This is a genomic window from Vampirovibrionales bacterium (genome assembly GCA_016712355.1).
Classification (GTDB): Bacteria; Cyanobacteriota; Vampirovibrionia; order Vampirovibrionales; family Vampirovibrionaceae; genus JADJRF01.
In genome coordinates this window covers 35,368-59,738 of the sequence record JADJRF010000007.1, presented here as the reverse complement: position 1 = coordinate 59,738, position 24,371 = coordinate 35,368, and the positions used below count along the sequence as shown (strand labels likewise).

Below are 24,371 nucleotides of genomic sequence, written 5' to 3'. Positions count from 1 at the left end.
ACCTAAGCGCGTTGCAAGATGGCCGCTTTGAGCGGTTTGCAACGCTAGATTTGCGGGAAGCCAATCTCGAAAGCCGAACCGTTCCCGCGTCGCTATCCAGCGAATCGCCAGTTGATCGATTCTTTGGCCGAGAGATTCTTGTTCACGATTCAGACGCCGTTGATTTGAGTCGGGCCGGCGATGGATTGCCGCTGCTATGGAATCACAATACCGATGAGCCAATCGGCGTGGTGGAGCGAATTAAAATCAAGGATGGAAAATTGCGTGGCGTCTTGCGGTTTTCAAATAACAAGAAAGCCATTGAAGTATTTAATGATGTGCGTGACGGGTTTTTAAAGAATATCTCTATTGGCTATCAAGTCAACAAATTTGAAGAACAAGCAAATAGTAACGACATCCGCGTGACTGGATGGACGCTACTTGAATCAAGTGTCGTAACGGTGCCGGCGGACGCATCCGTTGGAATTAATCGGTCTTTAAGTGGAGTTAATGCAATGGCTGATGAAACTCAAACGCCGGCTGTCGAAGTCGGGACTACTGATAATCATGGCGCTGGCACTGATCCGGTTGTGCCGATTCGTCAAATCGATGCCATACGCGCTAAAGCAGTTCTGGATGAGCGCAATCGACTGAAAGAAATCGATGGCATCTTTGCTAATCCAATTGTCCCCGTGATTCGGTGTATGACGGCATTCGAGCGCAAGCGCTGAATGAAGGATGGAGCGCCGATCAAACTCGCAAGATTGTGATGGAGACGCTGGGCGGCGAAGCGGAACCGGCTTCCAACCAAGGAACCGTGCCTGATGGCGTGCAAGTTTTTGGCGTTGCCAGTCGCGCTCAACCCGCCGCCTCCCCTGCTTATCAGCCGCGACCGTTGGGTGCTGGTGTCCGCATGGGCGAAGATCAGACTGAGAAATTCCGCAACGGCTTTACTGAGGCGATGCTAGTCAAGGCCGGTGTCCTGACTGATCGTAAATCGATTGACGGCGCGCGGGCGGGTGGATTCGTGGGCAAGCGGTTGATCGTGCTCGCTGGCGATTATTGCCGGATGCACGGTATCAACACGCAAGCCATGGACGATGACGCCGTTGCGGCGCGGGCGCTGACGTATCGAGCGGCTGGGCAAACCACGTCCGACTTCACCAATATCCTGGCCAACGTGGCTAACAAGTCGCTGCTGCAAGGTTGGGAAGAAGCACCGGAAACCTGGCAGATCTGGACGCGGCGCGGCACCTTGCCGGATTTCAAGACTGCCGAGATTAGCGGCCTTTCCGGCTTCACCGGGCTGGATGAAGTGCCTGAAGACGGCGACATCACTTATGGCAAGTTCACGGATCGTAAGGAAACGATCAAGTTGGTGAGCTATGCGAAGAAGTACCGAATTACCCGCAAGCTGATCATCAACGACGATCTGCGCGCCCTGTCGGCTATTCCCCGCGCCATGGGCCGGGCAGGAAACCGGAAAGTCGGTGACATCACGTATGCCTTGCTGAACGGCACCGGTCCGACGCTGAACCAGGATTCGACCGCGCTGTTCGACACGTCCACGCACAAGAACTACGTCGCCGCCGCCACCGCCCCAACCGTAGCGACGCTGGATACCGCCAGCGTGGCCATGGCGAAGCAGACCGACCCGAACACCAGTGCCGTGCTGAATATCCAGCCGCGATTCCTGATGGTCCCGAAATCGCTGGAACAGACTGCGCGCGTACTGATGGCCGCGACTTACGACCCGGCTGGAACTGCCGGAACTTTGCCGCCGAACACGTTCAGTAATCGCTACGAGATTATCACGGATGCCCGGCTTGACGGGCAAACCTACGGCACCGCCGCGTGGTACCTGCTAGCCGACCCCAACGTTTTCGATACCTTCGAGGTAGCTTTCCTGAACGGCATGGCAGAACCGTACATGCGGGAAAACGAAGAGTGGGATGGTCAAGGCACTAGCTATTTGGTGGGCGTTGACTTCGGCGTGTCCGCGCTCGATTTCCGCGCTGTTCACAAGTATCGCGGCAACTAATCCATTCAGTCACGCCGCCCATGATTGGGCGGCTGATTAATCAGTTTGAGGATAAAGTCATGGCTCAAAGTCTTTCCGAAGGTGCGATTTACAACTACACGACTACCGGTGCGGTGAGCAACGGTCAATTGCGCGTCATTAATCGAATGGTCGGCGTAGCGCTGAATTCCGCGACGGGTGCAGGGCAGAAAATCGCTATTGCGCTGGAAGGCGTCTTTTCCGTTGCCGCTGTTGCCACCGGTGCCAAGACGGCGGGAAATCGCGTGTTCTATCGCACCACCGGCTCGCAGCTTAAAGCCGCGTTCGCTTCCGGCGTCGCCACTGGTGGCAAGCATACCATTGGAACTGTTTGGGAAACCGCCACCGCCGCATCCACGACTTGCAAGGTCAAGCTGATCGGCGGCCCGATGGGGGTGCTGGCGTAATGCGCGGCAATATCACGGCATGGGCGTATCTCAACAATGGATCGGAAGCTCTGGCGACTGAGCTTTATTCGATCTTCGGTTGGGAGTAACCCATGTCGGATTTTAGCGACTTGATGAACGGGACTGCTGTTCCACTGATCAAGTCGTTCTTTGGAGATGCGGCGACTTATACGGTTGATTCCACGGATGATGAATTAACCGTGGTCGCTATCGTCGATAAAGACGTAGTGAATCCACTAACCGAAGCCACGTCAGCTATTGAGAAGCAGACGATCATTACGATTGCAATCGCTGATCTTGCTGGAAACATACCGCGTCGAAATGACGTGATTACCATAGGATCGGATCGATATATCGTGCTGAAACGTGACTCCGATGATGGCTATTTTTCTCGGATTATCGTAAGGGCTGGCGATGATTGAAGTTGAAGTCAACGAACAGCAACTGAATGAAGTACGTGAGCGCCTTGCTTATATCAAGAACGGCGCAACCAAGGCGCTCTATCGCGGGTTGAATAAAACGGCTTCACGCGCAAGAACGAGATTTTCTCAGGAAATAGCAAAGCAAGTTAATTTGTCGTCTAGCAAGATCAAGAGCAAATTGGATGGGCCGGCACAACTTTTTAATAATCGCGCTAACTCGAATCAGCTTAGGGCTATTTTATCGAGCAAGAAAACTGGAACACGAATGGAGAATTTTTTAACGTCTCTATTTCCATTTCGTGCTGGTAGGCCGTCTGATCCGATTGTCGTTAAAGTCAAAAAGACACCCGTCAAAATATTAAGCGGATTCTGGGTTCCCGCAAAGAATAGCGGCGGATACCTCATTGCAGTTAGGAATGAGGTATTGCGCTCTCAAGGTATGAAGAACGCCATTAATCCGAATAGCCGGTTACCTTATACCGTGCTATATGGCCCAGGTCCAGGGCAGATGTTTGAATCGGTCACTACCGACTTAGGGACAGAGTTGAGCGAGTATTTGCAAAAAGCGATTGATGCGGAAACCAGTTGGTTGATTCAAAAAAACCCGCCTCCCGCTGGCGATGGCACGGGTGAAGACTAATGCCAACCGCTAAACGTGAACTCGCAATCGCCGCGCTGGCAACGCGATTGAACGCAACCCGTAATCCATATCCACAGGATTACGACGAAACGCCATTTTATGCGCTGATCGAAGGCGAGGAAACGGTTTTAAGCCGTGACTATGACGATGTTTTGGTTGTTGCTAGTTTAACGGTTGAGGCGATTAATCGTTACGATGAAGATGCTAGCCGAACCACAGCCGCGAATGCGCTGCTGGCTTATTTGATTTCAACGGCGCTTGGCGCCGATCCGACACTTGGCGGATTGGCTGAGGGTTTGACGTATACCGGTGGCGCAACTCTTTTTTCTGATACTGGCAGTGTGCTAATCGGCGCTGTTGCGCGGTTTGATTTGACTTATCGGCATGTCGCCGGTAGCCCTTATTGACGGAGAAACATCATGGCTATTTTGACTACTCAAACGATTGAATACGAGAGCGCCGCGAGTCAACAGTCGTTCGCGGCGCTGACGGATTCCGGCGATCATACCGTTTTTACTTCCGCGACCACGCCTTGGAGTCAGGCCAGCGGCTATGAGCCGGTGATCGGTCCGTATGGCGTCATTGATGGCGGTGCGGTTATTCCGGCAGTCAGCACGACCAATGACCTTGTGGATGCTGCTGCTGTCGTTTTGATGGCTCCAGGCATGACGGGCGCTAGTGCGACCACGGGCCGAATTACCGTTGCCGCTGACACTGATTTGTCTTGCACTCGCGGGTCTTCGACGAACACGCATATTATCAACAGCATCACCGTGAATTCTTCGGGCGCTTATGCGGTCGTTGCGGGAACGGCGACGACCGCTTTCAGGAGACGCGCGGCGCTTCCGGTGGTCCGCCGTTCATCCCGGTCGGCTCAATCGAGGTGGCTCAGGTCCGCTTGACTTCGATCACTGCCGCGCCGATTACCGCTGATGAAATCTATCAAGTGGTTGGCACGCATCAAGAACGCTATGACTATCCTGTTTATTCAGTAGATTACTTGCGCGGTAAAGTCACTTTCGCGACCGCGCTCCCGCTGATCCACACAGGGTCCGTGGCGAAGTCGGTACGTGCTCGCGTGGCGACTCCAGTTTTTGCTGAAAAAGCCAATGCGCGCGACTGGGTTCCGGCTGAGACTTCCAACACTACGAACTCCGAATCGTACTACGACGGCAATTTGGGGTCGGTATCGTCCAGTTTGGGACAAGCCAGCTTTACCGCCGCGCTGACTGATGGGGTCACTGATGGGTTGTTGAGCAAAGTCGGGCAAAAGCTGATCTTCCGGTTTAAGCCGTCGCGTGCCGGTTCCGCGTATCAACTGACTCAAGGCGTTCTGGGCGTGGCGCGCACATTCGGCGTGAAAAGCTCCCCGCAGGGGTCTTTCACGGTATCGCCGGAACAGGCCAGCGTGGACTTCACGGGACTCTAAGATATGAGCTTCGACCTTGAGCGGTTCCGGTCTTGTGCATCGCAATTGTCGCCACGGACGGCGGCGGTTCCGGTGGATGATCTGGCGCATTGGTTCCCGGAAGACGCCAAGCCGGTCTGGACGGTGCGCGGATTGACGGGCGTGGAGATTGCCACCGCCAACGATGCACAGGGCCGTGCAAGGCTCTATGCGGCGACCGTTGAAGCCCTGGCCAGTGCGGCACACTCCGACCAAGCCGACGCGCTCAAGAAGCTCTTCGGGGCCGATGGGGAACCGCCTGAAGACCTGGCTAAACGGTTCGATCATCTGGTCTTCGGGAGCGTTGACCCGAAAATTGCCCGCGAGGATGCGATTCGGTTGTTTGCCCTGTATCCAGTTGTAGGTTATCAGCTCACTAATAAAATCCTTGAGCTTACCGGCCTTGGGCCAGACTTGGGAAAAGTGCCGCGCTCTACGGACTCCCCGATGTCGTAATGGCTTTGCAGCTTTGCGATATGAAGGGGCGATTTCTCTTTGAGTGTCGCCCTGATTTATTTTCGCAAGGGCAATTGACAACGGTAGAGTGCGAACTATGGGGTATGTATTATGAAGACAAGGCAAGAGCGACAAAATAATGGCTGACCTGCAAAGCGTTGTCGAGCTTATTTTTCGTGGAACTGATGAAGTTACTCAGACCGCTAATAAGGTCGGGAAGAGCTTACAAGACCTAAATAACTCTGTTGGAGATATTACAGAGCCATTCGCAAAGCTATCCGATAAGCTGGCTATTGTTCAGGCGGCGTTTATTGCGGTTGCCGGCGTTATTGGCGGACTCGCTTATAACGAATCCGTTAAGTTTCAGTCATCACTGCTTGATCTTCAAAAACAACTAGATGATAGCGAGGGAAAAGCAAGACAGTTCGCGGACGCAATTAACGAAGTTGCGCTCAAATATGGGCAGAACGCCAATCAAGTCGCAACGGCCACCGCTGATTTTAAAGCGGCTGGATTTTCAATCAGCGATAGCTTAACTCTTGTCCAATCAGCACTTGATTTGTCTATTGCTGGCGGAGTGAATTTCGATCAAGCCGTTAAAATCATCAATGGCTCTCTCGCTGGATTCCAGGTTGCCAACGAAGATGCAATTAGCGTATCAAAACGATTCTCAGATGTTATCAATAAAACGGCTGACCTTACCAAGTCTTCCTTTACTGAATTAGCACAAGGCTTCTCTGATCTGTCGCCGGTTGCTAAATTGGCCGGATTATCGTTTGAAGATACCGCCGCGCTACTTTCAAAAGTTATCGACGTTTTTGGTAGTGGGTCAGAAGCGGCAAACGCGCTAGGCTCGTCATTCGTTAATTTGCGCAATCCTACTGAAGCCATGGCGGCGCAAATGATTGATCTTGGCGTTAAGTTTGATTCCGCCGGGAAACCCATAGGAACTATTAAAGAGCTTCTCGATACGATTGTTCCAAACTTTATTAAACTCACTAACGAGCAACAATCATCGGCAGCGGCAACGCTCTTTGGTAAAGAGCAATACGATAAGATGATTCCAGTCTTAACTGCCTGGAATGACACCATGAAATTATCCGCCCAAATCACGAAAGAGGCGGGAGGGAGTATCGATAAGGAGGTAAATCTACGATTACAGTCTGCACAACAAATCATTGCGTCAACCAATGAGTCTTTCCGCCAATTACTGACCAGTCTTGGCGATAAGTTTGAAGTTAATACGACCGGCGTTATTTCATCGCTTGGCGCTCTTGCGATTGAATTCAAAAAGACCATCGAAGCGGGTTCTCTTGATCCGTTGTTTGAGTTATTGAATCCGCAACTGGCTGAGCTTGAAAATATCTTTCGGACTGTTGCAAGAAATCTTCCTGATGCTCTATCACAAGTTGATTTTCAGCCGCTTGTTAATTCTTTAAAAGCACTTGGCGAGCAAGGCAAGGCTGCGTTTGAAGCCTTGTTTGGCGATATTGACATTAGCACACCAGACAAACTAGCCGAGTCTATCCAGCGGGTTGTTGACGCAATATCAGGAATTGTTAGAATAACCGCTGGAGAACTAGGCGGGTTAAAACCATTTCTGGAAGGAATTAATAAACTAGCCACGGCATTTAAGGATGCAACGCCGGAAGCGCAAGGATTTATCGGGACCATTATCGGTTTTGGGTCTGGACTGAATACCGCAACTGGATTTTTAGATACCGCGCTTTTGTCGTTTATCGCATTCGGAAGCAAGGTCACACCAGAACTAGCGGCGCTCAAAGCGGAGGCGTTGCTAGCAGCGGCGGCTATCACAGGTCCAGCCGGTATAGCGGTTGCGCTTGGCGTTGCGGCGGGCGCTATTGCGCAATTCCTGATTCCTGCCGATAAGCTGGCGGATTGGTCATGGCCGGATTGGCTAGCCGGGTATGAGGGCGCGTCAGCCGGAACCGCCGCTGCCGACATTGCCGATGGGTTTGTTGCGCTAAAAAATCGGGTAGACGAATGGATTGGAACATCTAAAGAGCTTGAGAATAATGCCCCATCAACCATAAAAGTAACCAGTTTTGACGGCGCTATATCGGAAATCGCGCGATATGAACAAAGCATAAGAGACGCCGATAAAGAATATACCGATCTTGTTAACTTCCTCGCAAAGCCGGTCCCGGTTAGTTCATGGGATGGCATACTAGCGCAACTCAACAAGATTGACGAAAAGACAAAAGACGCCAATGATTCGACAAAAAAATATATCGGCACACTGGAAGGATTGCCGGAATTAAAACTTCCTGATAATGTCAACGTCTCTTTAGCATTTCAGGAAGCCGGCAAAGCGGCGGAAATCGCACGGCAATTGGCGGAGCAAGTTGGAAGCGGTACGGTAAAAGCCACTGGCGCTTTTGCTGCTGTCTCAACCTCCGCCGAAGATAACGCGAAGAAAGTAGAAAAGGCAACGAAAGAGGCCGATAGCTTCCGCATTAAAATGGAGGAAATAGCTAGTAACGAACGAATCAAGAATATTGATGCGTTTGTTAGTATTAATGTTGCTGAACTTAGAAGCGCAAACAAAACAAGTCGAGGCCGCATTTGATTCAATAAAAACCGCGATTAACAGGACTGGCGATTTAATAGGTTCTCTTTTCGGAAACCTGAATAACGCCGACACTTACACAAAGCTGCAAATCACAGAACAAATCGATCTTGAGAACAAGCGACGCGAAGCTGCACTGGAGCTGCAAAAGCAACTCACCCAAGCAACGATTGAAAAAATACAGGCTGAAACGCGAAGAATAGAGCGAGGCGACGCGCTGATTACTGTAGAGGCCGCTGGTTTAGAGCCTCACCTGGAAGCAATCTGGTTTCAAATTATGAAATACATTCGCGTGCGAGTTAATTCAGACGCCGAGCAATTCCTATTGGGGTCAATATGATTTCAATTACCGCGATAACGTATGATCCAGACGGCGTTATACTCATTCATAACGCGAGGGTCAATAATCCCTATTCAGCGAATCGCCGGGGAGCGTTGTTGATACTTTGGACGGCGCGGTATCTGTGTACGATACCGGTTTTCGGAATCTGATCAGACGCTCACGATTGATATCGTCAATCCGTCGCTGGATATTCTGCAAAAACTCAAATACCTCGTTAGCCATTACAGCCAGGTGACTCTCTCTTGCGAAGCTGGTATCTTCAAAGGTCATCCTTGCGACCGCCGTCAATAAGAATAAGCTCAATATCAGCGCTAGAGTCATCGCCAAAATGGACGGAACATCATGACTGCTGCAATGTACTGGTATGATCACGCTTGGAAACTGATTAGCACGGGCGGGCTTGATCTGGACACCTCGGAACTCCGTATTCGGCTAGTCACATCGGGCTATACATTCAATTCCGCGCACACGCAATGGGACAACGGCGCGAATGACAGCACTGACCCAAGCTATAATGAGTTGACTACTACGGGAGGTTATACGGTGGGCGGAAAGCAACTTACGACGCCCGTGGTCACGAATTCCAATATCAATTACGATAATTTAACCTGGACATCGCTCACCGCCACATTCAGACAAGTAATTTGCGTTGCAGTCGGAACATTCGGCGGCGTGACGAATCCGGTAGTTTGGAGAATGCTCCCAAACTCCGATGATACGGACGTGATCTCAGTCAGTACGGATTGGTCGATCAACTGGAACGCCACCAATAAGCTCTTCTATAAGCCCTAATCATGGCCAAGCCGCTATTAGCGATTGGCTGTGAGGGGGCCTTTAGTCTTGATTTTCCTCTCGGCCAGAAAATAGACTCATCCGGCAATCCCTACTTGAAAGGTAATCGAATCTATTTCGGGCGCAATACCTCAAACGTCTGGGGAATTGTGCTGGGCGATGATGGCAGTCAGTATTGCGCATCGGACCTCAAATATTATACCGATACCGAGAGCCTATCCGCGTATTCTGAATATGCGATGACTACGCGCAAGTTTAATCAAGACGGCGATTTGTTATGGTATGCGAATCACGGCGCGGCGTGTTTCGGTATTGCGATTGATGATTCCGAGAATATTTATGTCTATGGCGATGCTGTGAATTCGAGCGGCACTGTCAGAACGACGCCCGGCGCAACTGGCTATTACAATCTCAGAAAATACAATTCATCCGGTGCGTTGCAATGGTCAACCGATACCGGGTATTCATCGCCTCACCTCGATAATCCGTATCCTCGCCCGATAGTCTATCGTGGCGGTTATATTTATGTTGGCGGAACGGCATTCCCCTATACTGAAAACATCCTTGTTAAAATAGACGCATCGGACGGTAGTATCGTTTGGAGTGCCTGCAATGAGTTTAATTCGGCGATTCGCGGCATTGCTGTGGATTCATCCGGGAATGTGTTCATCGCTGGATTTTTCTGGAATACCGGAGTAGTACAGGCAGTTCGTAAATACAACGCCAGTGGTAGTTTTGTCGCTGGCGCAATAGGACCGGTCAACGATAGTAGCTATAACAGCCAAGGCACGGGGATTGTCGAACTATCGAGCGGACACTTTGCGGTCTCTATGACGCCCGTGAGCTTAAGCGGAACGTATTATGTCTTCTACGAATACGATTCCAGTCTAAACTTCATTACCAAGGATTCAGGATTCGGGAATTACACGCTTTCGGCAATTTCCATTGACTCGGATGATACGATTTATGGCGTTCGCGTGGTCCCATCTGGCGGAAGTTCCGGGCCGGCGACTCGCACGGTGTTTGGTATTGTGGGCTATGCGATTGATTGGCAAGCAACCACGTTTGGCACGAATACTTCAGACGTTGCGGGTAATGCGCTTGGCGCGTTGTGTCTATCGGTTCGAGAAGTCCAGACTCCGGCATTAAGACTGCCTATTCATCTAGGCACTCCGACCATATCAGGAATGGTCTATGTGAGTCCTCCAGGACTAGCGTTAGGATTGTCGCTAGGGATTCCGACGATTACTCGCTATTATGTTGGATTGCCGGTCCCTGTCATTCATCGTCTAGTCTTTGACGATGATGCGTCAATTTCCATTAAGCTGAAGTCCATACGGCTGCGTATCTCTGAAACAACCACATCGGCGACTTACGTTTGCGAGATACCGGATGCAGAGTCGCTCACCGCGATTCTGGATCAAATCGGTCATTCCATCACGATCTGGCGCGGCGTCCGATTTAATGACGGAATTGAACAGATCGATCCATGGATTGCAGTTGATTTGAGCGGCGCTTCGGTGGATCGTGGGGGCAAAAACGCCAGTATCACGCTCTACGGAGAATCAGCGACCGTTTATAATTACAATACCATCGCTATTAAGAACGCCGCTTATAGGAATGACAGAAACGGAGAACGGCGTATTCGTTGCGACGTGGATATTTATTTGCGTCCAAATGACATTGCTGATTTAGGAAACGGAGAAACGTTTACGGTCAACGAGATTACCATATTTATCGACAAATCATCGTCGATCATGGAGGTATCCGAATGACGAGTTACGTCTATACCGCCGGCATTGCCACCGCAACCAACATCAATATCCGGCGCTATAGCTTTGCTGGATCGTCGATTGATTCTATTTCACGTAGCGCCGCTATATACGGACTCTCCACAGACTCCATAAACAGCTTTTATACAGTGCTGGCGTCGGCACGGCATCTGGTGGTGATGGAGGACTTAGACAATACTTAAACGGCACATTGCAGTGGAACAAGGACCACGGAACCACTATTTATGCGGTCGCCGCGAATTCGACGGATGTTTGTATCGGTGGCGGGCGCGCAACTGGAATTGACAGCAAGACCACTCGGAAATATAACTCATCGGGTACGTTGTCTTGGTCTGCTGATCACGGCGATTATGTGTTTGCCGTGGCCATGGATTCGGCTGGAAATGTGTACACGGGCGGCAGCGTGTCCAGCAGCATTACGACACGAAAATATAATAGCTCAGGCACTCAACAGTGGACCGCGAATCACGGGGCCACCGTCAACGGCATTGCTGTTGATGATTCAGGAAATGTTTATACGTGCGGCGCATCGAATGGAAGCTATACGATGCGCAAATACAATAGCTCAGGCACTTTGCAATGGTCGGTTGACAATTTTGAAACAGACCGCGCTATTACGGTTGGCGCTGATGGATATATCTACGTTTGCGGGTTTGGGTATGTCAAGAAATACAATTCTAGCGGAACAGAAATAACAACGGGCGGATTCCCGATTACGTCTATTCTCGATGTTCGCGCCCTGCAACTCGATCAAGATGGTAATATTTACGTCGCTGGACCCGTCAATAGCAGCAAAACGTTATGGGTGTTTGATTCATCGGGTAGTCTGTCGTGGTCCGCGAATCATACGGAAAATTGCTATGCGCTGGCGCTACTGGAGCCGCCGCCAGCGGTCATTGTCGAGCCTCCAGGGCTGGCGCTGGAATACGGACTTGGCGTCCCAACAATTAAGGTCACGGTGCAAGCGCCAAGCCTCGCTCTAGGGCTTGCTCTAGGGATTCCTAGCACCACATCAAAGCCACTCGCTCCTATTTAAGTGCAACACCAGATTCCAATACCATCTATCGTCTCTATATAACCGGCGGCACACTGATCGAATATCCCTTTTCCATCATTCAATGCCAGCGCCGATTGGGGCAATCCACATGGATTGATGTTGTAATTCCGAATTCATCAACGGCAATGCTGGATGATCTATACGAGAGAAAAGCGAATGATGGGCGATTGGCGATTTACGTCGGTTTGCGCGATTCAAGCGGCGTCGAAACCATGGGCGAATTCCTTCAAGCGCTCATGTGGGATATTGATTCCGATAGGATGCCGAGAACGGGACAAATCAAAGTGCGCGGGAGGCTGATTCCAGTTTCATTCTATCCGCAATCCGTAACACTGACTGGCGTCTATCGAACTGGATTCGACAAAGAACTCAAGCATTTTGCGGAGTGTGATATTAATCCTAACCTGCATCCGAACGACACGGTATTTGATGGAACGCTATCATGGACCGTGGGTGCTATTGATTATGAGATTACGACAAGACGCGCATGGATGAAGGTAGAAGAGGCGTAGTCATGGGAAAAGCGATTATCTTGTCTGAAACCGGCGGCGGACTCTATAAGATTCGCCCACTCTATGACACCGCAAAATATGATCAAGAGCTTTCAAAACTACAAGAGCAAGAATCCGCTTATGCCGCGCTTCTCTTAAAACCATCAACACGCTTAACTTGCTGAAAGATGATTCGGCGATTGCGGAAGCGGCTTATAACGCCGTGATCGAGCAGTGGCAAAACGACCTTATTTCGAAAGAAAACAGCACCGCGCCATCGTTGACGCCAGACCCGGAAAATGACCCGGAAACCGGGCTTCCATGGGTTGACCCGGATCGTGCGCAAGAAGCGCCGCTTCTTGACCTGATCAATGCCTACCGCGCAGATCATTCTCTTGACCCGCTCACCCGGCGATTCCGACCTGGGCGGCGTGTGCCGGGTCCACCTCAATAACCAAGCCGCGACGGGCGAGACCGGGCACATCGGCTACAACGACTCGACACCCGCCGAGCGGGTGCTGTACGTGGGCTACAGCGCCCTTAGCGTCGAAGAGCTACTCAAGTACGGGACCACTAGCCCTAGTGCCACACTGGCCGGCTGGAAGCGCACAACGGCCTATGTGAACGCCCTGCTGTCATCCACCGCCACGGCGGCGGGCGTCGCCTACAAGTACGCGCCGAAAAATCCCGCAACCCATCTCTGGTGCGTACTGATCGTCCAGCCTGACCCGGACCCGCCGCCGGTGACGACCTATACGTTTCCGCCCGATCCGGCCAAGAAAGCCGGGGAGGAGGAACAAGCCAAGCTGGACAAGATCGAAGCGCCGCATACCGACCCGGACGTGCCGAACGGGTTGCAAGACGTGGTTAAAAAGTACGCGGAAGCGAAGTTGAAGGAACAGGCCGCGCAGAAAGACTATGAGAAGCTGATGGCGGAAAAGATTGCCGGGGTCGCCAGGATCACGGAAATCACGGCGCGTAAGGCGGCCTTGGCGGCGCTTAGCATCGATTGCTGGTGCGCGACCTACACCCTGGGGTTGGCGGTCGGTAAAGAAGTCGCCACGATGGAGGTGCCAGGCTTCTACATCGATGCGTACCAGCAGACATCCGCCACGATTGACGCCGGAACCACATCAGAGCGAGTGGTCATTTACGATGAGCGCTCGCTCAACATCGCGCCCGCTGGAAGCAATTTCGCGCCACACGGCAAGCTGCGGCTGACGGACTCGATCAGCCCGCCCGCCGTGTTCTACCATCTCGCGCTGGAGCCGGGTAAATATAAGTGGAAGCCCTATTGTCGCTACGGAGTGATTACGGCGCTGAATACCAACGCCGGCACATGCTCAGTGACGCTTAATGCTGCTGAATGCCGCAAGCTGCAATCCGAGAAAGATGCTTTTGACTTGAATTCTGCGAACACGCTGACCAACGTCTTGATCGTCTACCCGCCTTGCAACATTGCGGCGTTTGAAATCGGCGATGAGGTGCTTGTCAAGTTCACCGGATTCGACCGGACTAAGCCGACTGTAGTCGGGTTTCGCAGGCTTCCGAGAGATTGCAAAAGCGTTTTTCTTGGGCGCAGTTCGTGTAGACGCGCTCGCCACGGTCAAGGGCGGGCGCGGTAAGGCGATTGAGGAATTGTTGCGCTAAAGATCAGGATCGTTATCCCACGCCCACTTATCGGCGTCTTCCATCGTATCAAACGGGCCTGCCCATTCGCAGATGGGTAGGCTGTTACTCCATTTTCACCATCCCAAAATGCCGCGCCAGGAAATAATCCTTCTTCCCAGCGGTGCAACTCCGCGTACCATCCAGCGTTTTTGCTCATCGCTTGTCATTCTCGATATGCGATTGTTTGTGTTGATCGCACCCCTTGTATTGGTAAGAATCCAAGCTCATCGCTAGCCGGATCGACATCGCAGCGGTTTGAATCGCTTCCATGCGAACATCCTCCGCAGTTGTCTTATGCGGCTCGTATACAAGTTGAAGCATGGCCTTGTTGAGTTCTCCGTATTCTTCGCCAAGAACGGCTAGAGCATGGAGCGGATCGGTAGGCCATGTTGGAAATTTATTTATTGCTCTTTCAAGCTCTGCTTTTACTTCTTCTATCAATTGCATGTCTTATTCTCCACTCGACCCAAACCCCAACTCACCGCGCTCGCTGACCACGAACTGATCGACGATTTTGAATTGTGCCCGCACCACCGGTGCGATAATCAGTTGGGCGATACGATCTCCGACATTGATCTTGAATTGATCGTCGCTTCTATTCCAGCACGAGACCAGCAGTTCGCCCTGATAATCGCTATCGATCAGTCCGACCAAGTTTCCAGGCACGATGCCGTTCTTATGGCCGAGTCCGGAACGCGGCAGAATGTACGCAGCTAGCCCTGGATTGCTGATGTAGATTGACAGGCCGGTTTTGATAAGCCTTGTTTCATTTGGCCAAATAGTTATCGGCTCATCAATCATCGCCCGCAAATCAAGTCCAGCCGATCCGGGCGTTGCATAGGTCGGCAGCGGGAATTCAGTGCCAAGTCGCGAGTCTAGAATTCGAGTTTGGATTTCGTGGTAGTAAAGTGAATTGACATCCTCCCCGGCCATATGATTTGTCCACTTATGAAATCCAATCCTTCTCCCCTTTATTTCTCTTCCAGAATAATCAATATGTTTACCAAAATGCCAATTATGCCTTGTGCAAAGCATATCCTTTGATCCTTTTTCGACCTCGCAAATCACTGCAGTTGGGAAGATAAGGCTGTGTTTCATGATTTAGAATTAGTAGCCATTCCCTGAAATACCGTTTAAACACATCGGCAATCACTTTAGCCATTTCTTTAGCGCGCTCTTCGCTGAGTCCAGTACGTTCCTGTATTTCATACCATGTCAGTTCCGCTTCGCAAAGATCAACGATGATGGATTCAAGCATGTGTTCGCGTGTCGTGTCTGCCATTGTCAAATGGTCCTAATCTTCAATAAAGGTTAATCCTGTACGATTTATCCTTAATCATTCCCATCACAGCAAATATGCACTGAATATCACTTTTTCTAATTAGGCGATCAGCGCAAACTCCAACGGCGCGATAACCATGAAAGCTAAGAATTAACATTTCATTCTTTGTAAACCAACGTTTTAATTGAGGAACAGACAAACATCCGCATCCCAAACTTTCCCCATGAAGCCTTTCCTTTACCGGATCAAAGTCAGGAAATTCCTGAAAATAAGGAATCAAATTAGAATGATCCGGTCTATCTATGACCCATTGGTGAGAGAATCCAGGCTTCCACGGCCCGCGCCCTGAACTGTCTTGAACTCTGTATATAATCATGTTTTCATCCCATCCCAATATCTCGCCATCTTGGCAAGAATCATAGATATAGAAGGCATATCAGCTAGTTCCTCACTGAGTGCTTTGCAGACGAAAGCAGCATCAGCCGTTGAAAAGTCAGGCGTATATCGAATTTTCCGCGCAATGCTTTAATTTCGTCTTCTAGACTTGGAGTTGATTCTTTATCTGAATCGACGACCGTTGGCTGATTAGCTTCCCGATCTTCGATTTCCAGGCTTAGCAATATCGATTTTCCAGCATCGGTAATCGTCCATTGATATTCGTCATCATTTTCACAAAATCCATACGCTTCAAGCCGGCTTAGCGCATGAGCGGCCTGAGTACCATCGATTCCTCCAGATTGCGCAATCTCAAGTCGTTTAGCTGGACGGCCTAGTTTTGCAAGACCTTCCAGAGTTTTGCGTTGTTTTGGTGTTAGGCTTTTGATGTTCATTTAAAATTAGGCAAGAAATCAGGCAATATTATCTCCAACTGATTTTCATTGAAAATATGCAGCAACCCAGGAGGATTGTCGAATCGAAATACATACCGAGCCGACCCATCATCAGCGAGAAATGCGGCCTTTATTTCTCCGTCCGCTTGATAGCTTCCGCCGATCTTGCGAACGCGGTCTCCTGTCACGAATTTAAACCAGCTCATTTCTTAGCCTCGTAGCATGGGCATTTGTATATGGTCATACTGCCATGCCATCTAGAAAGCGGCCTTGACCATACCTCTTTTGTCTTCATGTTGAAGTAAATTACCATAATTGGATAATCATCTTCTCGTGTTGCTGACTCATTAGCAATGGCGAGTACAACATAATGATTTCCATTTTTATGAATCCATTCGCTTCCAATTTCAGGAATATCAATCATTTTTTCACCAATTCATCAAAATAATCGCTACAGACAACACCGCAGCACCAGCTACTAGCAGTATCGCTTTTATCCAATCAACGCTGATTCGTGGCCGCGTCGCTTTAATAGCAACAGGACTCATGCGCGCCCTAACTACCGGCCATATTGTTGTCATGATTATTCCCTCATCTCCGCATCGTTGATTTCCCACTCTTCATCGTCTTGCAGCAATAGTCCTTCTTGCGCATCGATGACGAAATAATCATCACATTCCGAGAAATGATCAGCGACTTGACGACTATTGGTTCCAAGAACAGTTCCTTCCGTCAAGTCGGTAATATAGTAACGAAATTTCATGGCATTGCTCCAACCGATGCATCGTCGAAATTGTTAATGTGCCCATAACGAGGCGCTTGTCGATATTCGATCAGTTCGCCGTCATGCTTGAGTTCAAGCGATTCATGCTTTTTCAATAGCGCTGCGGATTTATTTAATCGCATCCGCGCCATGGATTCACATGTGGTTTCCAGCAATATCGCTGGTTGCTTGTTTGGAAAGTGCTTGATGAGTTCGTACATGATTGTTCTCCTATGCGCTGCGCTCAATATGCCTCAGCAAGTGCTTGTCAATGACATCATAAAGATGCAGATTGTCAGGCCAATCATTGTCGCCGTGATCTTGGCATATCTCCCTGAGCAATGCGACTACTGCCGTTCTTTCTTCTGGCCATTTCTCTTGCTGTTGTGGCTGATCAACAAACCGGATATTGCCCGGAAACACCATGTCAACTTTCCCGTCGATAATCCGCTCGACAATCGCAACAGTCACCGAGTTGTTCTCGTCGCATCCATCGTTTCCAAACTGATGAAACCACGCCTCGTATAGATCGATTCGTTCGAGTCGCTTGTGCTCATTGCACCATTTTTCTTCTGAAACCATGACTTTTCGCATTTTAGTCTCCACTCAAGCCATTTCCGCTGACAATTCTGAGTCAGAACATTCGGCCGTCAAAATAACAACACGCGCCGCTTTCGCCTGTTTCGCAATCGCGTCCCGATTCTGCGGGTCCAGTCCCTCCCAAGCTTCTTGGGGGATGACCAGCAGGCCACCGGTGCCCACCGCTTGAATGGCGATGTCCAAGGCGATCCGCCACCGTTCGCCGGCTGACAGGTCTGAATAGAAGGTGGCACCACGCTTCGTATCTGTGACCAGCCGCCCATCCACCACCCGCAGCGGGCAAGCCGGAATCTCGGCGACGATCTCCGACAAGACTTCATCGGTCTGCTTGGCCTTCTCCCGCAACTCCTTTGCCTCTTCGGCGTACTCTTGGGCGCTGAGCTTCAAGGCGTCCGCGCGGTCCCGCTGTTGCATCATGACTTGCTGTCGAGCCGCCTTTGCTTGCGATGCCTTGGCGGCCTCAAGTTCAGCGGCGGCGGCGGCGAGTGCATCGGCGGAGGGCGGATCAACATGAGATTCCTGAATCTGCCGTTCCAGTTCGGAGCGGAGTTTGGCTTGCTCAGACTTGGAGTCGTAATGAGCGCCAGCAATGCGTAAGTCTTCCGCGCTTTGCTTATATTGCGCGAGGGCTTCTTCATATTCAGTCTTCAGTTGCAGCGCGCGCCTTTCTTTTGTGCGGTCTCGACTTCAAGTCGCGCCGCTTCTTGCAGCGCCTTATCAACATTGACATCCGGCAACTCAGCCAGCCGCTCCCGCGCCGCCTCGATCCGAGCCTTGGCCGCTTCCGACAACTCGGACTGCTTTTGCAGTGCGTCAACCGCCCGAATTGCCGCCGTGACCCGTTCTTGTGCAGCCGCCGGATCGATGGGCGTATCCAAGTCACCAGTCAGCGATTCGAGGATAGCCGTCGCAGCCGCTTCATCCTTCGCCGATAACTTCTCGTACTCATTCGCGCCGATGTTGAGCCGCTTGCGCAGTTCCGCCATGGCGGCAACTGGATCGTCCAGGCTCAAATCTTTGGTGAGATTCTCTGGAAACCCGTGCAGGTCGCCCTCGCTGATGTCAGCTTTCGAGAGTCCCACCAGCGCTTTGATGCGCTTGGCGTCGGCGCGCTCTGGGTCTACGAATCCTGGGTCTACGAGGTCCGCGATAGAGAGACGCCCCTCCAGGGTCTCGACCTGGAGTTCCCCTTGCCGCCGCACCGACCGTCCTACGGTCATCATGACGCCGGGGACGCTGACCATGCCGCTCTTCGCCATATCTTTAAGCGGTGGCTTCCCCTTGCCCGTGGTCGCGGCGCTGACGGCCTCCAGGGCGTGACTCTTGCCGCTGCCATTGCGCCCGGTGAGCACCACCACGCCGCCCGCTTCCGGGACCTGGATCGTGACCGATGCAATGGGGCCGATATTCTTGATTTCGATGTTTTTCATGGCATCTACTCCACGTCCTGCACCGGGCCGAGAGCGGCCTCGAATTCATCGGAATTTTGAGATTCCGTCTGTTGCTTTACTGCCCTATTCTTGGCGATGACGATAGCGCGTTCGGAACATGCGGCTTTGACGGAGATGTAAACCGGGGTTTCTTTTGTCCACCCGTAGTCTTGCGCAGTATCCACAAGCCATTTCTTCATCTTTCCTTCGTCATCGAACGAATCGATATCGGCCTGGAAGTCTTTCGCTTGCACGGGCGGTGGCGGTTCGATGGGAACCTGCTCTGGTACTGGACGTGCTGGTGGCGCAACCTTGCCGGATTCAAGCCATGCCTTTAATTCCGCGCCATGCTTGACGCCGATGACATCATGCCGTCCGTCCCAAATCCTCGTGCGATCCTTGCTAGTTGTGGCGATATGCTTTTCCACCGACAAGTCCCACACCAGGGTAAACTCGTACTCCATCCCTTCCCGCTGAATCGGTGCTAGGCCGATCTTGACCGGGGTCTTTTTACCCTTTTCGTTTTCCTGAAGTTCGTATGCGGTCTTGCTTCGCATGGTCAGAATGACATGGCAGGGCGCGGCTAGAATGGCATCCACGAGCGCGTTGTGCTCTGGGGTCACGTCTCGCCACGCGGTATAGCTGTTGCCGCCACGTCCTGCTTGGGTTGCCTTGTCGTGCATTTCCAGCACACCACCCTCGCCAGCCCAGGCATGGCTCAGGCTATCAATCACAAGCACGTCATAACTGCGCGAGGCTTCGGCGATCAGTTCACGATAGCGGCGCGGATTGAACGGGGGTGCTAGTTCAGCGACATCGAAATCGGTCACATCGCTATACAGGCTGGCGCTCCCGCGCTCGGTATCGATGACCGCGATTTTCCCGCTATCTCCGGCGAGGCCACGCGCAAGCAACAGCGCCGAGTAGGTCTTGCCGCTCCCACTGGTTCCACAGAGTGCCGCCCGCAGCTTCGCGGTCTTGCGTTCAGCCTTGGAAAACTTGCTCATGACTTCACCTCCCAAGGCTGGCTTGGCGGAATCGCGCCACGTTCTTCCATCACATCCACCACGAGTTCCGCCAGCGCCTTAAGCGTCAAGGCGTCCAGTGCTGGCTGGCTGTAACCACGCACCGGATGGCGCGGGTTGCGCCGTGGCGCGTGGATGCGTATAATCTTCGTCTGCATATCGTCTTTCCTCATTGTTGGTTTCAGCCGCTAGGAGCTACAACTCCTAGCGGTTTTTTCATGCGCCGAATTCTTTGTGGATGTCCGACGACACGATGTCCCTCATAATCGGCGCAATGGTGTTAGCCAGAACTTGTGCTGCCCGCGCCATTTTCTTCTTTTCTTCTTCGTCTTGTGCGTTGCGCGTCTGCCACAACTTGAATAAATAGCAGTGGAATTTCTCGCTCAAGATTCCGGAATCATCGATGGCTGATAGCACGTCGCCCATAAATTCTTGGGCGTCTTCGCTGTGCCCGCTGGATTGCTCAAGTTCGCGAATCCGTTCAGCGATAGCCTGCTTAATCTCCGCATCGCGCGCGCTCTCGCGCTCGAACTCCCAATCGTGCATATTCGCCGGCGACGTGCTCATAGTCCGAACCACCAAATCAGGGCGAAGATCGATACGGCGGCGGCGATGAATATAACGCCGTTTCTGATCATGGCTCGGGCAAATCGGCGACGATCCGCGAGTTGAATGGCTTGATCCTGCAAACGGCGCAATGCGAGATTTCTCTCTATCTTGGCGACAATCATTTCCGCCGCGATCCGCTGGCGTGCCGTGCGATCCTCAAAAATTGTGTTCATGTCGTTCTCCTTAAAAATCCCGCCGGTGGGAGTCGAATCCAGCACCGGCGGGAACCACCAAAGGAAGAATGGCCAGACGACCTGTCGTTGCTGATGTCCAGGGCGGCGGGTTGGATGAATCATATAGCTATTGCTGCACACATGCAAGAGCAATTGCTGTAATTTTTTGGTTGACCTTTTTTGCAGCTATTGCTAGCATAGCGACATGAACCTCGAACAATTTTTCGATAAGCACGGGACCGCACGAGTCGAGGATGTCGCTCGCGCGGCTGGGACGAACCTCGCGTACTTGCGTCAATGTAAGTACGGCACTCGTCGCATGAGCGCCGATCTGGCGGTCAAGATGGAAGCAGCCAGCGGGCGAGAGATGACCGCGCCGGAGCTTCGTCCAGACCTTCCGTGGAGTAAGTGACGGAAAGTTCTAATTCCCCCGAATTCGGGGGAATTAGAATGCCCACACCAAACAGCCGCGTCCAAGCACGGGGTCAATTTTCCCCGTCGCCCACGCTCACCGGCTGGGGCCGCTGGACTGATGCCGATGTCCAGGCTGTCGCATAAGCAGCGAAGAATCGGATAGGGGATTCATGGTCCCTCCCGTACCCGGCGGGTAATCCGGGCACTCATACACAACTGGACGCTCAAATGAACCTTGCAAAATTGAAGAAAATGACACTACAAGACGCTGAGAACGAGTTAAGCAAGCGCGTGTATGCCGCTACTCAGCTTATCGAAGAGCTTGAATACACGAAATCATCAAAAGATTGAAAAGAATTACAGGGAACGGGCACCACCTCCGCCAAGTCATTGCAGAATTCGCGGTCAAGCTGCTGCGTGAAAGATGGGAAGAGTGATGCAAGAAAAAAAGCCCGCGCCGGTGTGTAGACCGGGCGGGCCAGTTAAGCCAATCTATCAGGAGATTAGCCAATGAGTGATTATAGCGAAAGGCCAAGCATACAACATCCTATTTTTATGGATGTGCCTGGTCTCGGCGAGGACATGACCTACAATGAATTTCTTAGCAGGAAATCGCAAATCGGCTATGAGTTCGGGTTCGATCCTGTCTGGATGCCGGATTTCTTGTATGACTTCCAATCAACGCTAGTTGAGTGGGCACTACGGAAAGGTCGGGGCGGAATATTCGCTGATTGCGGCCTTGGGAAAACCCCAATGGAATTTGTTTGGGCTGAAAACGTGGCCCGCAAGACGGGTAAAAAGGTCTTGATATTGACCGCGCTGGCGGTGTCTTTCCAAATGCTTCAAGAGGCCGAGAAGTTCGGTATCGAACTGAAAGCGTCCAGTGACGGGACCGCGCATCGGCTGACCGTGACGAACTATGAAAAGCTCAGCAAGTTCGATCCATCCGACTTCTCCGGATGTATCTGTGATGAATCCAGCATCCTCAAATCATTTGATGGCACACGGCGCGGGGAGATTACCGCATTCATGCGCAAAATCCCCTACCGCCTGCTAGCAACCGCCACCGCCGCGCCGAATGATTTTACAGAACTAGGAACATCATCCGAAGCCTTGGGATTTTTGGGTTACATGGATATGTTGAATCGGTTTTTCAAGAATGACTTGAATAACTCGGCAACCGGAAGAATGCACGGAGAGGTTATTAAATGGCGGCTGAAAGGCCATGCGGAGAACTCTTTTTGGCGATGGGTTTGTAGCTGGTCTAGGTCAATTCGGAAACCATCAGACCTTGGATTTGATGACCGCGCTTTTATCTTGCCTGAATTGATCGAACGGCAACATCTTGTGAAAGCAAGTAAGCCTAGACAAGACATGCTGTTTGAGCTTCCGGCAATCGGGTTGAAAGAGCAACGGGAAGAGCGGAATAGGACAGTCAATGAGCGTTGCCATCAAGTCGCTGATCTTGTGAAAAATACCGGAGAACCCGCAATTATCTGGTGCAACTTGAACGAAGAGGGAAACTACCTGGAAAAGATTATTCCAGATGCGATTCAAGTTTCAGGCAAGGATAACGACGACAAAAAAGAGAATAAGCTAATATCCTTTGCGAAAGGCAATGAAAGAGTTCTCATTACTAAGCCAAAGATTGGCGCATGGGGATTAAACTTCCAGCATTGCTCTCATGTAGTGACTTTTCCGACACATTCCTACGAACAGCATTATCAACTCATTCGTCGTTGCTATCGATTCGGGCAAAAAAAGTCGGTGAAGGTTGATATTGTATTGACAGAAGGAGATAAGGAGGTTATAAAAAACTTGTCGGCGAAGTCAAGCAAGGCAGATCGGATGTTTCAATCGCTTGTCGCTGAAATGAATAACGCCCTGACTATAGAAAAGCAGGGAGACTACACCCTATCGTTAAAGGCTCCGCAATGGCTATAAAAGACCAAACCATTAACGACAAGTACGCCATTTACAACGGCGATTGCATCGATGTGATGGCGGATATTCCTGATAATCGCATTCACTTGTCGGTATATTCTCCACCGTTCGGCGGGCTCTATCACTACAGCAGCAACGACAAAGACCTGTCTAATAATGATGATTACGCGGAATTCTTCAAGCACTATGAATTCGTTGTGAAAGGTCTCCATCGAATCACAATGCCTGGAAGAATTACCGCAGTGCATTGCATGGATGTTCCGACCGGAAATAGCGGGACCGATGCCTTGATTGATTTTACCGGAGATATTATCCGACTGCATATCAAAAACGGATGGGAATATATCGCTCGCTATTCGATCTGGAAAGAGCCACTCGCGGTTCGCAATCGAACCATGCAAAAGAACTTGGCGCACAAGACTATCGTCGATGATTCATCTAGGTGCAGCGTGGCCAGCGCAGATTACCTAATCTGTTTCAGAAAGAAAGGAAATAATCCGGTCCCCATAGAACACCCTCAAGGGTTATTCGATTATGCGGGAGATCGTAAAATTCCACATGAACTGATGCAGTATCGCGGCTGGAGTGGCAAGCAAACCGAAAACCGCTATAGCCATTGGATATGGCGGCAATATGCCAGCGCGTTTTGGGATGATATTCGAACTGACCGCGTGTTGCCATATCGAGAAGCGCGCGATAGTGAAGACGAAAAGCATGTTCACCCTTTGCAACTGGATGTCATTGACCGGGTATTGACGCTATGGAGTAATCCAGGCGAGCGGGTCTTTACCCCGTTTATGGGCGTCGGGTCTGAAGTCTATTGCGCCGTAATGGCCAATCGGCTTGGCATGGGCGCTGAACTAAAGCCCAGCTATTACCGGCAAGCGGTCAAGAATCTAAGGACAGCCGAACAAGGGCGATGGATCGAAGAGACGAACGAAGAACTATTATTCGCTGATGCCGAATAATCATCAAGACGACCTGGAAGCGGTATACCTCCGAACGATACCGCGCTATAACCTGCTCAGCACTGCCATCATGTGTATTGCTGAGCATGATGTTTTCACGCACTTAAAGTCTGAAGGCTTGTTGTTAAAGTACAAGCAACAGCCTTATTACCAGAGTGGATACTGGTACTCTGTGCATTACCGTGA

The 24,371-nt window shown here is 51.2% G+C and carries 38 protein-coding genes; 22 read left to right on the top strand and 16 right to left on the bottom strand.

Going from position 1 to position 24,371, the window contains the following annotated elements:
* Positions 1 to 11: 11 nt before the first annotated feature.
* From IPK79_14025 to IPK79_13935, 19 genes are all read left to right on the top strand, one after another.
* Positions 12 to 710 (top strand): HK97 family phage prohead protease, encoded by a 699-nt coding sequence (locus tag IPK79_14025; GenBank protein ID MBK8191552.1) that lies wholly within the window; start codon positions 12 to 14, stop codon positions 708 to 710.
* Positions 680 to 2,020, top strand: coding sequence for a hypothetical protein (locus tag IPK79_14020; protein ID MBK8191551.1), 1,341 nt, complete (start codon positions 680 to 682; stop codon positions 2,018 to 2,020). The genes IPK79_14025 and IPK79_14020 overlap by 31 nt, the downstream gene beginning before the upstream one ends.
* Positions 2,021 to 2,079: 59 nt before the next feature.
* The gene (locus IPK79_14015) at positions 2,080 to 2,445 is read left to right on the top strand and encodes a DUF2190 family protein (protein MBK8191550.1); all 366 of its coding nucleotides are present in this window, start codon (positions 2,080 to 2,082) and stop codon (positions 2,443 to 2,445) included.
* A gap of 92 nt (positions 2,446 to 2,537) precedes the next feature.
* Entirely contained in the window at positions 2,538 to 2,867 is a 330-nt protein-coding gene (locus IPK79_14010) for a hypothetical protein (GenBank protein ID MBK8191549.1), read from the top strand.
* A complete protein-coding gene (locus tag IPK79_14005) occupies positions 2,860 to 3,507 on the top strand; it encodes a hypothetical protein (protein MBK8191548.1) in 648 nt (215 codons plus the stop codon). Before IPK79_14010 ends, IPK79_14005 begins: the two co-directional genes overlap by 8 nt.
* Positions 3,507 to 3,914 carry a hypothetical protein gene (locus IPK79_14000; GenBank protein ID MBK8191547.1) on the top strand — a complete coding sequence of 136 codons (408 nt, stop codon included), beginning with the start codon at positions 3,507 to 3,509 and terminating at the stop codon, positions 3,912 to 3,914. The genes IPK79_14005 and IPK79_14000 overlap by 1 nt, the downstream gene beginning before the upstream one ends.
* A 12-nt stretch (positions 3,915 to 3,926) precedes the next feature.
* Positions 3,927 to 4,409: a hypothetical protein gene (locus IPK79_13995; protein ID MBK8191546.1), complete on the top strand. Its 483-nt coding sequence runs from the start codon at positions 3,927 to 3,929 to the stop codon at positions 4,407 to 4,409.
* Positions 4,406 to 4,936 (top strand): hypothetical protein, encoded by a 531-nt coding sequence (locus tag IPK79_13990; GenBank protein MBK8191545.1) that lies wholly within the window; start codon positions 4,406 to 4,408, stop codon positions 4,934 to 4,936. The genes IPK79_13995 and IPK79_13990 overlap by 4 nt, the downstream gene beginning before the upstream one ends.
* A 3-nt stretch (positions 4,937 to 4,939) precedes the next feature.
* Complete coding sequence (locus tag IPK79_13985; GenBank protein MBK8191544.1) at positions 4,940 to 5,410, top strand: hypothetical protein; 471 nt, start codon at positions 4,940 to 4,942, stop codon at positions 5,408 to 5,410.
* Positions 5,411 to 5,549: 139 nt separating this feature from the next.
* Positions 5,550 to 8,000 carry a phage tail tape measure protein gene (locus IPK79_13980; GenBank protein MBK8191543.1) on the top strand — a complete coding sequence of 817 codons (2,451 nt, stop codon included), beginning with the start codon at positions 5,550 to 5,552 and terminating at the stop codon, positions 7,998 to 8,000.
* Positions 7,951 to 8,340 carry a hypothetical protein gene (locus IPK79_13975; protein MBK8191542.1) on the top strand — a complete coding sequence of 130 codons (390 nt, stop codon included), beginning with the start codon at positions 7,951 to 7,953 and terminating at the stop codon, positions 8,338 to 8,340. Before IPK79_13980 ends, IPK79_13975 begins: the two co-directional genes overlap by 50 nt.
* A 345-nt stretch (positions 8,341 to 8,685) precedes the next feature.
* The gene (locus IPK79_13970; protein MBK8191541.1) at positions 8,686 to 9,135 is read left to right on the top strand and encodes a hypothetical protein; all 450 of its coding nucleotides are present in this window, start codon (positions 8,686 to 8,688) and stop codon (positions 9,133 to 9,135) included.
* Positions 9,136 to 9,137: 2 nt separating this feature from the next.
* Positions 9,138 to 10,910 (top strand): hypothetical protein, encoded by a 1,773-nt coding sequence (locus IPK79_13965; protein ID MBK8191540.1) that lies wholly within the window; start codon positions 9,138 to 9,140, stop codon positions 10,908 to 10,910.
* On the top strand, positions 10,907 to 11,110 hold the full coding sequence (locus IPK79_13960; GenBank protein ID MBK8191539.1) for a hypothetical protein: 204 nt from the start codon (positions 10,907 to 10,909) through the stop codon (positions 11,108 to 11,110). Before IPK79_13965 ends, IPK79_13960 begins: the two co-directional genes overlap by 4 nt.
* Before the next feature lie 185 nt (positions 11,111 to 11,295).
* Positions 11,296 to 11,964: an SBBP repeat-containing protein gene (locus IPK79_13955; GenBank protein ID MBK8191538.1), complete on the top strand. Its 669-nt coding sequence runs from the start codon at positions 11,296 to 11,298 to the stop codon at positions 11,962 to 11,964.
* A 188-nt stretch (positions 11,965 to 12,152) separates the two neighbouring features.
* Positions 12,153 to 12,497: a hypothetical protein gene (locus IPK79_13950; protein ID MBK8191537.1), complete on the top strand. Its 345-nt coding sequence runs from the start codon at positions 12,153 to 12,155 to the stop codon at positions 12,495 to 12,497.
* Positions 12,498 to 12,499: 2 nt separating this feature from the next.
* Complete coding sequence (locus IPK79_13945) at positions 12,500 to 12,661, top strand: hypothetical protein (protein ID MBK8191536.1); 162 nt, start codon at positions 12,500 to 12,502, stop codon at positions 12,659 to 12,661.
* Entirely contained in the window at positions 12,655 to 12,930 is a 276-nt protein-coding gene (locus tag IPK79_13940; protein MBK8191535.1) for a hypothetical protein, read from the top strand. The genes IPK79_13945 and IPK79_13940 overlap by 7 nt, the downstream gene beginning before the upstream one ends.
* The gene (locus tag IPK79_13935; GenBank protein ID MBK8191534.1) at positions 12,872 to 14,101 is read left to right on the top strand and encodes a hypothetical protein; all 1,230 of its coding nucleotides are present in this window, start codon (positions 12,872 to 12,874) and stop codon (positions 14,099 to 14,101) included. Before IPK79_13940 ends, IPK79_13935 begins: the two co-directional genes overlap by 59 nt.
* 199 nt (positions 14,102 to 14,300) lie before the next feature.
* Here the strand turns inward: IPK79_13935 and IPK79_13930 are convergent, their stop codons facing one another.
* The 16 genes from IPK79_13930 to IPK79_13855 form a co-directional block, all read right to left on the bottom strand.
* Positions 14,301 to 14,594: a hypothetical protein gene (locus IPK79_13930; protein MBK8191533.1), complete on the bottom strand. Its 294-nt coding sequence runs from the start codon at positions 14,592 to 14,594 to the stop codon at positions 14,301 to 14,303.
* Positions 14,595 to 14,597: 3 nt separating this feature from the next.
* Positions 14,598 to 15,080, bottom strand: coding sequence for a dUTP diphosphatase (gene dut, locus IPK79_13925; GenBank protein ID MBK8191532.1), 483 nt, complete (start codon positions 15,078 to 15,080; stop codon positions 14,598 to 14,600).
* An 82-nt stretch (positions 15,081 to 15,162) separates the two neighbouring features.
* A complete protein-coding gene (locus IPK79_13920; GenBank protein MBK8191531.1) occupies positions 15,163 to 15,429 on the bottom strand; it encodes a hypothetical protein in 267 nt (88 codons plus the stop codon).
* A gap of 19 nt (positions 15,430 to 15,448) precedes the next feature.
* Positions 15,449 to 15,823, bottom strand: a complete 375-nt coding sequence (locus IPK79_13915) for a hypothetical protein (GenBank protein ID MBK8191530.1) — start codon at positions 15,821 to 15,823, stop codon at positions 15,449 to 15,451.
* 46 nt (positions 15,824 to 15,869) lie between these two features.
* Positions 15,870 to 16,259, bottom strand: coding sequence for a hypothetical protein (locus IPK79_13910; protein ID MBK8191529.1), 390 nt, complete (start codon positions 16,257 to 16,259; stop codon positions 15,870 to 15,872).
* Complete coding sequence (locus IPK79_13905; GenBank protein MBK8191528.1) at positions 16,256 to 16,465, bottom strand: hypothetical protein; 210 nt, start codon at positions 16,463 to 16,465, stop codon at positions 16,256 to 16,258. The genes IPK79_13910 and IPK79_13905 overlap by 4 nt, the downstream gene beginning before the upstream one ends.
* Positions 16,462 to 16,683 carry a DUF1653 domain-containing protein gene (locus tag IPK79_13900; protein MBK8191527.1) on the bottom strand — a complete coding sequence of 74 codons (222 nt, stop codon included), beginning with the start codon at positions 16,681 to 16,683 and terminating at the stop codon, positions 16,462 to 16,464. The genes IPK79_13905 and IPK79_13900 overlap by 4 nt, the downstream gene beginning before the upstream one ends.
* Before the next feature lie 159 nt (positions 16,684 to 16,842).
* Complete coding sequence (locus IPK79_13895) at positions 16,843 to 17,022, bottom strand: hypothetical protein (protein ID MBK8191526.1); 180 nt, start codon at positions 17,020 to 17,022, stop codon at positions 16,843 to 16,845.
* A complete protein-coding gene (locus IPK79_13890; protein MBK8191525.1) occupies positions 17,019 to 17,243 on the bottom strand; it encodes a hypothetical protein in 225 nt (74 codons plus the stop codon). The genes IPK79_13895 and IPK79_13890 overlap by 4 nt, the downstream gene beginning before the upstream one ends.
* 10 nt (positions 17,244 to 17,253) lie before the next feature.
* A complete protein-coding gene (locus IPK79_13885) occupies positions 17,254 to 17,616 on the bottom strand; it encodes a hypothetical protein (protein MBK8191524.1) in 363 nt (120 codons plus the stop codon).
* A gap of 12 nt (positions 17,617 to 17,628) precedes the next feature.
* Positions 17,629 to 18,039 (bottom strand): hypothetical protein, encoded by a 411-nt coding sequence (locus tag IPK79_13880; GenBank protein MBK8191523.1) that lies wholly within the window; start codon positions 18,037 to 18,039, stop codon positions 17,629 to 17,631.
* Between the two features lie 230 nt (positions 18,040 to 18,269).
* On the bottom strand, positions 18,270 to 19,052 hold the full coding sequence (locus IPK79_13875) for an AAA family ATPase (protein MBK8191522.1): 783 nt from the start codon (positions 19,050 to 19,052) through the stop codon (positions 18,270 to 18,272).
* A gap of 5 nt (positions 19,053 to 19,057) precedes the next feature.
* A complete protein-coding gene (locus IPK79_13870) occupies positions 19,058 to 20,059 on the bottom strand; it encodes an AAA family ATPase (GenBank protein ID MBK8191521.1) in 1,002 nt (333 codons plus the stop codon).
* The gene (locus IPK79_13865; protein MBK8191520.1) at positions 20,056 to 20,235 is read right to left on the bottom strand and encodes a hypothetical protein; all 180 of its coding nucleotides are present in this window, start codon (positions 20,233 to 20,235) and stop codon (positions 20,056 to 20,058) included. Before IPK79_13865 ends, IPK79_13870 begins: the two co-directional genes overlap by 4 nt.
* 58 nt (positions 20,236 to 20,293) lie before the next feature.
* A complete protein-coding gene (locus IPK79_13860) occupies positions 20,294 to 20,644 on the bottom strand; it encodes a hypothetical protein (GenBank protein MBK8191519.1) in 351 nt (116 codons plus the stop codon).
* Positions 20,641 to 20,982 carry a hypothetical protein gene (locus IPK79_13855; GenBank protein MBK8191518.1) on the bottom strand — a complete coding sequence of 114 codons (342 nt, stop codon included), beginning with the start codon at positions 20,980 to 20,982 and terminating at the stop codon, positions 20,641 to 20,643. The genes IPK79_13860 and IPK79_13855 overlap by 4 nt, the downstream gene beginning before the upstream one ends.
* 166 nt (positions 20,983 to 21,148) lie before the next feature.
* Between IPK79_13855 and IPK79_13850 the strand changes: the two genes are divergently transcribed.
* From IPK79_13850 to IPK79_13840, 3 genes are all read left to right on the top strand, one after another.
* The gene (locus IPK79_13850) at positions 21,149 to 21,271 is read left to right on the top strand and encodes a hypothetical protein (protein MBK8191517.1); all 123 of its coding nucleotides are present in this window, start codon (positions 21,149 to 21,151) and stop codon (positions 21,269 to 21,271) included.
* Positions 21,272 to 21,783: 512 nt separating this feature from the next.
* Positions 21,784 to 23,217 carry a helicase gene (locus IPK79_13845; GenBank protein ID MBK8191516.1) on the top strand — a complete coding sequence of 478 codons (1,434 nt, stop codon included), beginning with the start codon at positions 21,784 to 21,786 and terminating at the stop codon, positions 23,215 to 23,217.
* Entirely contained in the window at positions 23,208 to 24,185 is a 978-nt protein-coding gene (locus IPK79_13840) for a site-specific DNA-methyltransferase (GenBank protein ID MBK8191515.1), read from the top strand. Before IPK79_13845 ends, IPK79_13840 begins: the two co-directional genes overlap by 10 nt.
* The last annotated feature ends 186 nt before the right edge of the window (positions 24,186 to 24,371 follow it).